This window comes from Streptomyces sp. NPDC005017, assembly GCF_042873115.1.
GTDB lineage: Bacteria > Actinomycetota > Actinomycetes > Streptomycetales > Streptomycetaceae > Streptomyces.
In genome coordinates this window covers 23,511-36,558 of the sequence record NZ_JBIALD010000038.1, presented here as the reverse complement: position 1 = coordinate 36,558, position 13,048 = coordinate 23,511, and the positions used below count along the sequence as shown (strand labels likewise).

6 protein-coding genes are annotated in these 13,048 nt (G+C 68.2%); all 6 read right to left on the bottom strand.

Features of this window, described 5'->3' with window-relative positions:
* Window positions 1-413 precede the first annotated feature (413 nt).
* On the bottom strand, window positions 414-1,499 hold the full coding sequence (locus tag ACFYR0_RS35415) for a Wadjet anti-phage system protein JetD domain-containing protein (RefSeq protein ID WP_389337694.1): 1,086 nt from the start codon (window positions 1,497-1,499) through the stop codon (window positions 414-416).
* The gene (locus ACFYR0_RS35410) at window positions 1,499-5,992 is read right to left on the bottom strand and encodes a hypothetical protein (RefSeq protein ID WP_389337691.1); all 4,494 of its coding nucleotides are present in this window, start codon (window positions 5,990-5,992) and stop codon (window positions 1,499-1,501) included. The genes ACFYR0_RS35415 and ACFYR0_RS35410 overlap by 1 nt, the downstream gene beginning before the upstream one ends.
* The gene (locus tag ACFYR0_RS35405; protein ID WP_389337688.1) at window positions 5,985-6,824 is read right to left on the bottom strand and encodes a hypothetical protein; all 840 of its coding nucleotides are present in this window, start codon (window positions 6,822-6,824) and stop codon (window positions 5,985-5,987) included. The genes ACFYR0_RS35410 and ACFYR0_RS35405 overlap by 8 nt, the downstream gene beginning before the upstream one ends.
* A 13-nt stretch (window positions 6,825-6,837) precedes the next feature.
* Window positions 6,838-8,310 carry a hypothetical protein gene (locus ACFYR0_RS35400; protein WP_389337685.1) on the bottom strand — a complete coding sequence of 491 codons (1,473 nt, stop codon included), beginning with the start codon at window positions 8,308-8,310 and terminating at the stop codon, window positions 6,838-6,840.
* Between the two features lie 123 nt (window positions 8,311-8,433).
* Complete coding sequence (locus ACFYR0_RS35395) at window positions 8,434-11,631, bottom strand: AAA family ATPase (protein ID WP_389337682.1); 3,198 nt, start codon at window positions 11,629-11,631, stop codon at window positions 8,434-8,436.
* The gene (locus ACFYR0_RS35390) at window positions 11,628-12,947 is read right to left on the bottom strand and encodes an exonuclease SbcCD subunit D (RefSeq protein ID WP_389337679.1); all 1,320 of its coding nucleotides are present in this window, start codon (window positions 12,945-12,947) and stop codon (window positions 11,628-11,630) included. The genes ACFYR0_RS35395 and ACFYR0_RS35390 overlap by 4 nt, the downstream gene beginning before the upstream one ends.
* Window positions 12,948-13,048: the final 101 nt, after the last annotated feature.

Sequence of the window (13,048 nt, the reverse complement as noted above, 5' to 3'; positions counted from 1 at the left end):
CGATGAGGTTCGGCGGCAGCCCGCCTACCCCCGACGCGCGCTGCCGCTTACTGACGGGCCGTCAGGCGCCGTGCGTCAGCACGTTTTTACGGCGTACTGACCGCTCACGAGGTTGGCGTTGATGTATCCCGAGCCGGAGCCGTAGTAGACGGGCGAACCAGCGGTTGGTCCCGTTGGACCATGCTCCGTCGGCCCACCAGATGAGGACCACTCCCCCGGAGACGTACCCGCGGTAGCCGTTCTTCCATTGGTCCGAGTAAACGGATGCACCGCTGGTCGAGGCGCCGCTGGCCTGGGCGGGCGCGGCGAGGGCCACTCCTGTGCCGCTCAAAGCGGCGATGGCTGCGGCGGCAGCCACAGCCCGACGAGCGCGGGCGAGCTTCAGCCCAGGAATGCGTAGAAGGACTCGCTCATCACAGATCCGTGCGCCAGGAATGGTCGCGCCGTAGCAGCACGGTTCCAGTAGCCTCCTGGGCCAGCCGATTCCCGGCGACGAGGATGTCAGCTACCGGGCGACGGGCGGTTTTAGGTAACCAGGAAACGCGTCGTTCGGCGACGAGAGGTTCAACTCGCTTCGGGGCCGGTCCTCGGGCGTTGTGTCGGAGAAGGAGCCGGTAGAGGCCGACGGCGGGACGGACCGGCGGGAGTCCCAGTGCTGCGCTGGACACGTTGGCCCGCTGCGGGATTGTCAGTCCGTCATCATCAAGATCGCCGTAGTAGGCGATGTCCGTGACGCCGTCCAGCCTCGCGATTCGGGCGATTGAAGCCTCGAAGGCGTGGCCGCCGCCGAACGCAACCCAGCCAACTCGCCCGCAGTCGCCCGCCAGCAGTGTGCTGACGGTTTCAAAGGTGTCGCTGTTCTCGATCACCAGGAGGGTATCACCCTCACCAACGCATTCGTAGGCCAGTGGCGGCGGGATCCGCTCGGCGAAGAGTGTGGCCAGGGTGAGGCGGCCGGGCGCGAACAAGGTGGTGGCGGCGAGCGCGTCAAGGCGCTTCTCATCACCGAAGATCTCCAGGGAGCGCTCGCGCATGGGGACGATGGTCCGCCGGTCATCGTCGCCGTCGGTGTCGCGCAGCCATCGATTGATCGTCTTGAGGACATCGATCTGAGTGGTGGTCAACTTGTCGGCGCTCGCCCAGGAAAGCTCGCGACGCCAGACGGCTGGTGTCGACGCGCGCGCGGATTTGGACTCTGGCTTGAGCGGTACCGGCAGACGGAGCCAGCGGGGCAGCGGCGGCTGTGCGTCGTCCCACCCGTCACGGCTTCGCGGCAACTCAACCAGGTGATGGTCAGCGAGCTCATCGAGTAACGCGGAGAGGACGGGACGGCCTTGTGTGGTGCCGGCCGTCCCGGGGCATGCCTGGTCGAAGGCTGCAAAGATCGTGGCCTGTTCGACACGGCGTTGCGTCATCGAGCTCAGGGTTGCCGCCAGGCAGGCCGCCGATTCCGACAAGGGTTGCCACTCGGCTTCCTCGGCGCCTGGGTCGTCGCTCATCAATCGTCGTCCATCTCGCTGTAGCTCTCCTGCTGTGTCTCCTCGCCGACGCGGGGCGTGGTTTCGGGGTCGCGTGGTTTCACCAGCAGCCGTGCGGCGGAGACTCGGTGGGTGGCATGGTCCTCGTCCGGCATCGTCTCGTTTGCGAGGCGATCGGTGACGTGCAGGTGCCGTATCCCGGTGCGCTGGTCGGCGTCGTTGCGCAGCCGGATGCATAGGGGGAACGTGGCCAGCACCCGGTCCTCCATGTTCCCGGTGGTGTAGATCAGCTGGACGCCGAGCGCGGCGGCCATGTTCATCTGCAAGCTCAGCAGGTAGTCGGCGCTGGCCTTGCCGATCGGGTTGTCCAGGATGAGCATCCCGCCCAGGCGGCTGGTGCTGCGCGCTCCGGTTCGTGTACTGCTGCGTAGTGCGGCGAGGGTGCAGTACAGCATGATCGCGCCGGTGAGTTCCTGGCCGCCGGAGAACACCTTGCCCATCTCGCTGATTGACGCGTAGTCGGCGCGGCCTGCGGAGTCGGGCTTGAGGATCTCCACCTTGAAGTCACGTGGTACCGCGGCGCCGACACAGCGCAGAAGGAGGTCACGGCCGGGGAGGTTCGGCTGAGCGCGGGCGTTCTCGTCCAGGGTCTCGGCGATCCGTACGGCGAGGACCTGCGGCTCTGGCTTATTGAATCCGATCTTCAGGATCCTGCGTCCGGCCCACACTCCGGCGCCTTCGGGGAGGCGGGAAAGCCGTTCGGCCTTCTCCAGCAGGGACAGCGCCTCGCCGGTGTGGTGCTTGAGCTGGTCGATCAGCAGTTTCCGGTGACGTTCGGAGTTCTCCAGGTCGGTGGTCAGGCTCGCGGTCCGCCCCATCAGCTGGACCGTCCACTGGTCGGCGCGCTGGATCAGCGACGTTTTGTCGATCTCGGTGAGCTGCTTGTAGATCGGCGCCTTGAGCTTGCCGAACCGGTTGTGGTTGGCGATTTCGCGGAATTCGAGAACGGCATCGTCCACGGCCTGGTTTGCTTCGTGCAGCTGGTCGGACGCCGTGCCGTATGTCTCAGTCGCCGTATCGGCAGCCTGCTGCGCTTCGTCGGCGGTTCCCACGAACGGTGCGGAACCGGACGGCAGCTCCAGTTTGCGGACGGCGGAAGCAAGGCCGCGGTGGACGACTGTCATCTCGCGAGCCGCAGCTTCGGCCTGGTGGAGCTTGCGCTCGGCGGTCTGTTGCGTCTCAGAGGCTGACTTGAGCAGAGCCTCAGCGTCCTTCAGCGCGGCGGCTGCCCGTTCGGTGAGCATGGTGCCTTCGGCGGGGTTCGATGGCGTCCAGTCGGCATCCAGGCTGGACCAGGGCATCCCGTTTCGCTGGCCGGCGGCGGTTGCTTCCGCTTGCAGTTGGCCGCTCCGCTCGCTACGCCTGCTGTGCTCGGCCTCCAGCGTTTTCACGGCGCGGCCGAGTTGCCGTTTTGTGGCCTCGATGGTTTCGGTGCTGCCGGCCTGCGGAGAGGAGGCCAGCGCTTGGGCCCGGACCAGGATGTCGGCCGGTTCGTCGAGTAGTTCGGCGTCAAGATCCGATGCTTCCTTCTGCGCCTGGTCGACGCGCCGACGCAGGTCCTCGCCGACTTCCACGGCGTGGAAGCCCTCCGCCGCTTCCTGATAGGAAATGTCCAACGCAGCCAGGTCGGATTCGCCCTGTTCGTGGCTGAGTGGCTGATTCCCGTAGATGACTTTTTTGAGCCGGTCGGCGTATGAGGCGGCGTCACGGCGGAGTGACTCGGCTTGCACCGCGTATTCGGTGGCTCGGTTGCGCAGTCGCTCGGCTTCGCCGCGGCACTCCTGGGCTGCCGCGTGATGTCCTTCGGCTTCCGCTTCGAGTGTGCCGATCTCGGCACGGTTCTCGTCGGCCTCCGCGACATCGGCCGCGAGCCGCCCGAAGAAGTCGGCGATACGGGTAGCGTCGGCTGCGGCCTCCTCAGCATCTGCAGCAACGATGGCACGCTCGTCGAGGGTGTCCACGGCCTGGGCGTAGGCGTCGCGGGCGGCATCGAGTGCGAGCTTGGCCTCGGCGGCTGCGGTTGACGCTGTTTCCGCGGCGGAGCGCAGCCGGTCGGTGTGACCTTTCGGGTGGTCGTGCAGCCAAGTGTCGAGCCGGTTCTCCAGCTGGAAGGCCGCTGTCCGACGTTCGGCGAGTTCGTGGAGGGTGTGTCTGCGGTTTTCGATGCGGGCTTCGGCCTGCTCCCGCAGGCCAGCGGCGGCTGTCGGATCGTGCAGAGCGAGTGTCGCCTCCACGACGAACCCGATGCTGGGTTCGTTCGGTGCTGTCTGCAACGACTCGGCGGTGGTGACGAGCACTGCCGCCGCTGGCAGCAGTTGTGCCTCGGTCAGTGCCGTCCGTGCCTTTTCCAAGGCTTCCTGGTCGGCCACCACGATGCCGTCGACCAGCGCGGGGTGGGCTTGGATGGCCTCGGCGTGCAGGCGAGGGTTCACCAGCTGTTCCAGTGCCCGCCAGCCCGAGGTCGCGGTGATCTCGTGGTCTGCCAGCAGTCCGAGCAGGTTCTCGACGGCCTGACGCGGTGGCATGAGCGCTTCGTCGTCGACGGTGAGGGCCTCGATCAGTCGCTGATCCGCCCGGTTGTCGGCGGTCAACGCGTCCAGCCGGTCCCCGGCCGATGCCTGCGCCGCGGTGGCCAGGTTACAGAGCGCGGATGCGTTGTCTTCCAACCACAGCGCGGGGTCGCCGCCGGGGACATCATCGTCGCCGTCGAGTTCGGCGAGTTCGCGCAGCAGCGTCTGGGCGGCGAGTGCCCCGGCGGCGATTCCCGTGTCCTCGACCGCCCGTACTGCGGCCTTGGCTGCCTGCCGGGCCTTCACCTCGGGTTCGATCAGCTGTTGCGCGGCCTGGTCGAGCCGGCGGGCTTCCAGCTCGAGTTGCTTGTGGGCGTCGCGTTCCCGCGTCGCCTTGATCTTGCTTTCGTCGGCCTTGTTACGCAGGCGGGCTTCGGCTCCGGGAACGGATTCGCCTTCCTCAAGGATGCCGTGATCCCGCGCCTCCTTCACGCGGGAGTCCACGTCCTTGACCTGTTTGGCCAGCAGCTCGGCACGGACGGTATGCGAGGTGGCCTCTCGTTCGTCCTGCCCAGCGCGGCGGTCGGCCTCGGCCGCGTCCGACTTGCCCTTGGCGCTCTTGTGGTCGAGGGCCTCGGCCTGCGTCGCGCACCGCTGACCGGCGCTCTGGAGGGCACCTGCGAACCGAGCCCCGGCCTTATCGCGACGTAGGCGGGCTGCACCTGCGGCCTGTTCAGCGGCATCCAGCAGCTCGCTGGCGACCTGGTACTTCTCGTGCGCGGCGGCAGCTTTCAGCACCTTGGGGACGAGCGCCCAAGCGGCCAGCTCCGTGCGCTCGCCGGCAAGCCGGTTCTCGGTCTCCTTGGCTTCGGCACGCGCTCCGTCGCAGCGAAGGAGGAGGGTTCTGCGCCGCACCTCCTTGTGGAGCAGGTCGGCCTGCTCGCGAAGCTGTTGCCGCCCTGCGGCGTTCGTCTTCGCGGTCAACCGGTCTTCACGGTGCTTGCGCAGCACGTCCTCCGAGCGCTGGACAGACTCCTGCACCGCTGCCGCGAGCTGTGCCAACGCCGTCGCGGCGTTCTGGGCCGCCTTGGCTGCGGCAATCTGCTCGGTGTGCCGTAAGGCAAGGCGCTGGGTGGCTGTCGCCGTTGCTGTGGAGAAGTCGCGGTCCAGCAGCAGTTGTTCGCGCCGCCCGATGTTCCTGGCATAGGCCCCGAAGGCGCTGCCCAGCTCAGTGAAGTTCTCGGCGTCCAGCGCCTTGCTCAGCAGCCACTCCACGAACCGTCGGCCGGTGGTGGTCTTGAACGCCTCGGCCGCGTCCCCCTCGTCGACGTTCATTGCCTGCTGGACCGCGAAGAGATCTGGCTCCAGGCCGAGCCGTCGCAAGTGGTTCTCCCACTCGCCCTGCCGTTTCTCGATCTCCACGTGCAGCGCCTTGTCGGCAGCGTCCAGCCGTTTGAGCGCATCGTGAAAGGAGTTCATCGGCAGCCGCCGCCGGCCCTCGGCAAACGGCAGCGTGGCCAGGGTCGTGACTGCGTTGGGGTTGAGCGAGTAGAACAGCCGCTCGACCCTGTCGTCCGTGGTTGGGGCCAACACCTGTCCGGTCACCAACGTCTCACCGGTGCGGACATTGACCCATTCCAGGACCACATGTGACGGGGCCGCCGCGGACACCACGTAGGCGCGCAGCGCCTCACGGCCTTTACGGGACTGCCGGTCGGGCAGCACCGTGGACAGCAGCATCCGAATGAATACGGACTTTCCGCCTCCGTTCTCCAAGACGAGCAGTGTCGCCAGCGCCGGACGCCTAAACAGCTGGCCGGCCGAGGGGATCAGAGTGCTGGTTGGGATAGGGGGGCCGCCGTTGGACAGATCCAGCAGGACGTCGTCATAGCGGGCCCCGGTCGGGCCGATGTTGTACAAGCGGACGCGGTTGAGCTCATACATTGCTGGGATCAGGCTCCTGGTCAGCTGGCGGCAGAGACGGGGATGCCACGGTGTCGGCCGTATCAGAGGATTCGGCCTCCGGGCTGCTGAACGAGGGCTTGCCGCCCAAATCCACCGTGCCCCCGAGCGCGGCCAGTTCGCCGAGCATCTGCTGTCCGGCCAACTCCCGCACCTGGATCTGGTACCGGGCCGTGGTGGTGTAGGTGCCGCCGTTCTCCCTGCCCGCGCGCCGCAGCATCCCGTTGTCCGCGAGGTACTCGGCGACCCGCTTGATGATCGCGTGCCGGCTCTTGGAGTGGGCTCGGTCGTCCTCAGTGAAGGCCACCGGGTTGCGCCGCTGGTAGTAGCGCCACAGCTGGATGAGGTCCGGGTGGTCGACCGGAACTCCATCGTCCGTGTCGGTTTCGGCGGCCCGGCGCTCCAGCTCCTTGGCAGCCTGCTCGACCATCGCGTCGACGTGACGGACCGTGACGCGGCCGATGTGGGCTTCGTCGTCCAGGTCTTCGGGCCGGTAGTAGGCGAGGGCGGCTATGGCCAGGTGGGCCAGCGCCGCGATCGGCCGGTCGGCGGGCTTGCTGATGTGGTCGGCGACGCTGACCGCGAACTGTGTTTCGGCGGTCGCCCCGAGCACCAGCCCGGCCCGCGGGTCGACCGCGATGACCGTCAGGTCGAAACCACGCGCGGCGGCGTGCAGCAGTTGCGCGAACGCTGGATCGGTACGGCAGCGGCCCACAAGCGCGGCGTACTCAACGTTGCGTCGGGGCGTCAACCCCGCCTGGAAGCCGAAAGCAAGCAGCCGGCTCACTGCGGCCATGTCGTTGACGTCGGGCACGCCACGGCCTCCTTCAGGCGTTCTCGGTCGATGGGGCAGCGGCCGCCGGGATGCGGAATACCAGCAGGTCGTCTCCGGCGAACACTTCGTCGTCCAGCTCGCAGTCGTCTGCCAGGGCGGCCAGCATCGTGCCGTGCTCGGGGTCGGGGCGTGGCGCTCCGAACAAGCCCAGCACGTGCAGGGCGAGCAGATGATCGAGGTTGTCCCGAGCAGCCTTCGCGGTATGACGGCGTGCTGCGTGCAAAAGCTCGGACAGGCGGACGCCCTCGGCGTCGGTATGCTCCAGCAGCGAGCCGACGGCCGTGTACTGCTCGTCGCGGAACGCAGAGACGTCTTCGGCGCTGGCGAACTCGGGGTCGATGATCAGACTGTCGTCGTCATCCTGCTCGGCCGGCAGCGTCATCAGGCCGGCGATCAGGTCGGGGAGGTAGACGATCGCGGGGCGGCGAGGCGGCGTCGCCGCTGTAACGAACCCGTCCAGCAGCGGATATGCCTGCCGTATCGGCAGCTCCAAGGCCGGCTCCAGCAGCTGGTGCTCGAGGTCGACGTGGGACCGGCTCGGGGGCGGCACGAAGGTCTGGCGTTCCTGCTCGGCCCGGAACCGGTCGCCGACCTCCTGCAGGTTCGCTTGCAGTGCCGCGTGCCTGCGTAGGCATTCCTCGAGGATTGCGATCAACTCGGCGGCCTGGGCCGGAGTGGCGTCCTCGGTACTGTTCTCCATCATCCGGACCAGGTTGTCCTTGATGGTGCTCTCGGCGCTGATGCGGTCCTCGATGTGTTCCAGCGCTTCGGTCTGCAGGCGCTGCACGTCACGGTCCCAGTCCACCGAGCGGATATCCCGGCGCATCCCCTCCAGCCGTGTGCGGATGTACTCGACGTACTGCACGGTGCGGCGCAGCGCCATCTCCGCAGCGCGATGGGCGTCCGTCAGCCGTCCACGTCTCACCAGGGCTTCCAGCTTGGCGTCGGCGGCGACCTGTTCGGAAGCGATGTCGATGTCCACCGCGCCGACCAGCACCGCAATCGCCTCGTTGGAGGCACGAAGCCGTGGCCGTCCATCATGTCCGGCGACTTCGCGCAGCAACTTGAAGGAGAAGCGGTGCGAGGCGTACGTACCGTCTGAGGCGATGCCGTAGACGTGGCTGAAGTCGCGGTCGACTGTCCCGACGTTCAGCAGGCTGTCGAGGACCCAGCGGGCCACGTCGGCGTGTTCGTCGTTGTCGCGGTCCGGTATCTGAAGTCCTGCCACGCGCGCCACCGCGCTTACGACGTCCTCGTGACGCGCACCGTCCTCGAAGTCCATCTTCAGCGTGACGGTGTCGATGGCGGTGAGCGCCAGTTCCTCCATCTGGTAGCCGCTCCAGTCTCGCGAGGTAAGTAATGGCTTGCGGCGTTCCAGGTCGAGGACCGGATCGGCGACCGCGAGTGCCTTCACCCGTGTGGCCAGACCCAGGGTGTCGCGGCCGCGGACCCACGCTTCAGACATGCAGTTTCCTTCCCACCCCGTTCAGCGCAGTCGCGATGATCAGGGTGAAGGGTGCCGTTGGGTATCGCCGGGCTGGAGTGCGAGCGTATGTAACTATCGGATTGGCCGGACCCATCGAAACCACTATTGGGCCAGTTTCTGCAGGCCGCTGGCTAGATCTGCCTGCACCAGCTCGTCCCGTTGGTCCGGTGTCAGCCAGCGCGCGGAGGATCCAGCAGCGTTCCGCCGCACCCACAGCACGTCATCAACGGCCTCGGCGACGGCGTGCAGATGACTGATCACCATGACGAGGCGGTCGCCGTCGGCCTGGGCGCGCAGCACCTCCAGGGTGGAGTCCAGTGCGGTGGTGTCGAGGGCTGCGAAGCCTTCGTCGAGGAACAGTGAGCCGAGACTCGGCCCGCTGCGGGCGTGCACTTCGGCGAGCGCCAAAGCCAGGGCGAGCGACGCCAGGAACTTCTCCCCGCCGGACAGCCGGTTCGGCTGGTGGACAACTCCGGAGCTGCGGCTGACGATGTCGAAGCTGTCGGCGAAGCCGAATCGCATGTCGGTCATCTGCCCGAGCAGGTCGCTGGCGACGCCGAGCAGCGCACGAGTGCGCAGCGTGGTGAGGTGGCCGAGGAACTTGGCGTCGACCAGTTCGCGGCGCAGCACGTCCAGCGCCTCATAGCGGGCCTCCCCGGCGGCTATCGCAAAGTCCAGGTCAGCGGCTGGCTTGATCAGAACCTGTGCCTCACGCTGCTTCCTGTGCTGGTCCTCGACCTCTCTGGCTGCTGTCGCAGCCGCGGCGACGAGAGGGTGCAACACCTGCGGTGTCGTCAGGTCGGCCGCGGGGTCGAAGCCGTCGACATCGGCGAGCGCGGCGGCGTGCTCGCCGAGCCCGGTCAGCGCGGCGGCAGCGCGGGCCGCGCCGGCTGCGGACACCTCGGCGAGCTTGTCGCCCAGCCTCGAGGCGGTCTTCGACAGGTCGGCGGTGAACTGGCGGATCTCGGCGATTCCCGGCTCAGCGGGGGCTTGCGGCATCTGATACGGGTCGGCGGCGCCCAGATGCGTGATCGCCTGTGTGACGGCCTGAGCCCACACGTCTAGGGCGCCGCGCAGCTCGTTCAGCGGCCGTTCCACGGCAGTGCGGTTCTCCTGGTCGAGGGCGCGCTGCAGGTCGAGGACCGCGTCCTTGTGCGACCGCTGCGTTTCCCTCTCATCGAACAGCCCCTGGATTTCGGTCAGGCGGGCGGCTACGGCAGCGGCAGCGGCGGCCGCGTCATCTGCGCTCACATCGATCGCTTCGCCCGGCAGCATCGCCTGGATGCGGACAGGCAGCGCGCGGACCTCGGCGGCCATCCGGACCACGGCGCGGGCGTGCCGCTCGGAGGCTGCCGCGGCGTCATCGAGGTCGCGCTGATGCGAACTCCTGCGCCCTGCCAGCGCCTTGCGTTCTGCTTCGATCACGGCGGTGCGGCCATGCACGTCGCTCTGCAGCCGTTCGGCGTGCACGGCGGCTGCCTGTTCGCATGCGGTGACGACGTCAGTGATCGGCGCTGTGTACCGCTCGGAGGATTGCTCCAGGTGTGCGGCGCCGGCGGCCGGCACGGCCAGGGCTGCTGCGGCCGCGGTCAGCGTCGCAGCAGCTGATTCGGCGTCGAAGTCTGCCTTGGTTGCGGCGGCCAGGGCCGCGAGGTCCGCGAAGGCGCGCACTGCGTTTGCTGTGGCGTCTTGTGCCTTGTGCTGAGCGCTTTGATGCTCCCTCCCGCGTTCGGACAGGGCCTCCTCGGCCGCGGTCACGGCGGCGCGGGCTTCAGCGAGTCGGCCGGCGGCCTTGTCACGTGAGGCCTTCGCCTCGCGCAGCTGCTCTCTCGCGGCGGCCAGCTCGGCCGTACCGGTCTCGGATGCGGGTTCGAAGTCGGCCGGAAGCTTCCGCCGGCACACGAGACAGTCGCCGCCGGGATGGAGTTCGGCGGCGATCGCGGCAGCCTTGTCCCGCAGCTGGAGCGTCTCCAGATGCGTCTCGGCGTTCGTGACGTCTTTCTCGGCTGTGGCTGATTCCGCTTGCAGCGGGCCGACATCCTCGCAGACAACGTCGCGTTTGGCCACTGCGGCGGCTTGATCGCTGGCGGTGTCGGCGACGCGGCGGACGGCCGAGATGGCAGCGGTGATCAGTGTACGGACAGTGGTGGCGCACGTGCGGATCTCTTGGCTCGCCTCCGCAGCGGCACGGGCTGCCTCTGCCAGGGGTTTGGCGTGGTCGGCGCGCTTGGTCAGCTCCGCTTCGGTTGCGACGATGGCGGCGCTTTCGTTGGCGAGTTGTTCGGTGAGTGCGGCAAGCTGGTCGCGTTCGCCACGGTGTTCCTCGGCGCGCTCCGCGAGGGTCTCCAGGACCACGGCGGCTTTGCCGAGGGCGTCCCGTCCTTCTCCGCCTGTGTCGGCTGCCGTGATCGCTGCGGTCAGTTCATCTTCCCGGGTCGCGGCCTGGGCGGCGCGCTGGTCCAGGGTGTCCCGTCGTGAGGCGATAGCGGCGGCGACGGGCTCGAGTTCGTCAAGGACGGTATGGGCGTCGGTCACCGTGCGCGCGGACAGGGTCCGGGCAGCGGTGGCGGCTGCTTCGGCGACGGCACGCGCTGCGGTGGTTTCCTCCTGCAGCGCTGTGATGCGGTCGATGGCGGTGTTCAGGCGTTCGGCACGGGCTGCGGCTGCGTCGGCGGCCTTGCCGGCTTCTGCCGCGGCCTGCTCGGGGTCCTCCGGCATGACGGCGCGCTTGACCCTGGCATCGCCCAGCAGTCCCTTGAGCGTCAGGCAGTGGCGGGCGGCCATCTGCTGGACGGACTCCAGTGATTCGGCGCCGAACAGTTCCCGCAGCCGCTCGCTTCGCTCCCTGGGGGCGGCGGTGAGGAGCTGGTCGAACTTGCCCTGAGGGAGCAGCCCGACACGCAGGAACGTGTCGTAGCTCATCTGCAGCACCGTTCTGATGCGGGCGTCGACGGCGCTGGCGTTGTCGATCTCCTCGCCGGTATCCAGGTTTTTGAGGTGGTGCCGGCCTGCGTTCGCGTTGGTGGCGTGCATGGTGCGGTGTACGTGCCAGCGCTGCCCGTCGTGCAGGAAGGTGAGCTCGACGCTCATGGCCTGCGCGCCGTCCGCGATGAGCTGCCGGGGTTCTTTGGCATCCCAGGAACTCTTGCGGAACAAGGCGAAGGTGATGGCGTCCAGCAGGCTGCTCTTGCCGGCGCCCGTGTCGCCGAGGACTGCGACCAGGCTCCTGCCGGTGAACTCGACGGTGACCGGGGTGGGGTAGCTGCGGAATCCGGTGAGGGAAAGCGCCAGCGGTCTCATCGCGCCGCCTCCGATCCGGTGCTGTCGGCCAACAGACCCGAGCGGTCGACGCCGTCAAGGGACAGGCCTGCGATGGCCGCGGCCAGCAGTGTCTCCTCGCAGCACGGTGCGGGATCTTCGGGATCCGGTTCGGCTTGCAGGTGGGCAAAGGCGGCCATGACGCGGTCCAGAGCTGGGCCGGTCGTGCCACGGCCGGGCAGGTAGTCGCACAGCAGGTCCTTGATGTCGGGCAATTCCCCGGCGGAGGCCTCCCGGTCTAGCACGCGGCCGGCTACCCCGGGGCGGCGCTCCTCGATGTCAACGATCGTCGCCTTCGGCAGCATCCTGGCGAGAGTCTCCGGCAGGAACGCACTGGAGGCCTCGACGTTCACCACCGCTTTCACCCAGGCGTCTCCGACGCGGCCGGCGCGCTGCACGATCTCTTCCAGAGTGCCTTCCAGGCGGATCAGGCGGCGGCCGGAGGTCAGGGGTACGAGTTCGATGCGCGGGTTGGCGCCCGGGCCGACCTCGGCGAGTACGACACTCTTGGTGTCGCCGCTCTCGCCGAAGTCCATCTGCAGCGGGCTGCCGGCGTAGTAGGCGGGGAACCCGGCACGGCCGACGGGCTGCGGCTTGTGAATGTGGCCGAGGGCGCCGTAGGCGACGTCGGGCAGGTCCCCGGCTGCGGCCGCGTACTCAGCGCTCAAGGAGATACGCCGCTCCGAGTAGGAAGGGGTGGCCCCTTCGATAAACAGGTGGGCGGCGAAGACCAGGACGTCCCGGGCACCGCGGCCGGCGGTCAGGCGGCGGTAGACGTCGGCCTGGACGGTGCGCATCCGCTCGGCGTAGGTCGCGGTGGTCAGGGCGGGGTCGGCGAAGTCGTAGGTGAACCGGTTGGGATGCAGGTACGGCAGCGCGCCGATGCGCAGCGTCAACTCCCCTTCCTTGGTGGGGTATTCGGCGACGAGCAGCCGGTCGGGGCGGGCGTCGGTAGCAAAGCGCACCCGGACCTGGTCTCCTTCGCGGGTGCCCATGTCGTTCAGGACGAACTCCAGGAACGCCAGGACGTAGGGGGTGTCGTGGTTGCCGGCGACGACGACCACGGGCGCGATCGCACCGAGGCGGCGCAGCGCCTGCGCGGCGCGCCGCATGTCGTCCAGGCTCGGCCTGGGGCCGTCGAACAGGTCACCGCTGTGCACGATCAGGTCGGGGGCGAAGTCGGCGGCGATCTCGACGATCTCGTCCAGGACGGCGTCGAACTCGCCGTCGCGTCGGTGGTGGCGGCCGATCTGGCGACCCAGGTGCCAGTCGGAGGTATGGAATACGCGTCCCGTCACGGGGTGCCTCCAGGAGGACGGTCTGCAGGCCGACGCGGGCTGCGCCGCCGCGGGTCGGAGGTTCGGTGGCAACGACTGTACACACAATCTCAGGAAGAAGT

Excerpts from the sequence above, each read along its gene's own strand:
- ACFYR0_RS35415 (WP_389337694.1), bottom strand. The coding sequence starts at position 1,499 with ATGAGCGACGACCCAGGCGCCGAGGAAGCCGAGTGGCAACCCTTGTCG.
- ACFYR0_RS35410 (WP_389337691.1), bottom strand. The coding sequence starts at position 5,992 with ATGTATGAGCTCAACCGCGTCCGCTTGTACAACATCGGCCCGACCGGG.
- ACFYR0_RS35400 (WP_389337685.1), bottom strand. The coding sequence starts at position 8,310 with ATGTCTGAAGCGTGGGTCCGCGGCCGCGACACCCTGGGTCTGGCCACA.
- ACFYR0_RS35395 (WP_389337682.1), bottom strand. The coding sequence starts at position 11,631 with ATGAGACCGCTGGCGCTTTCCCTCACCGGATTCCGCAGCTACCCCACC.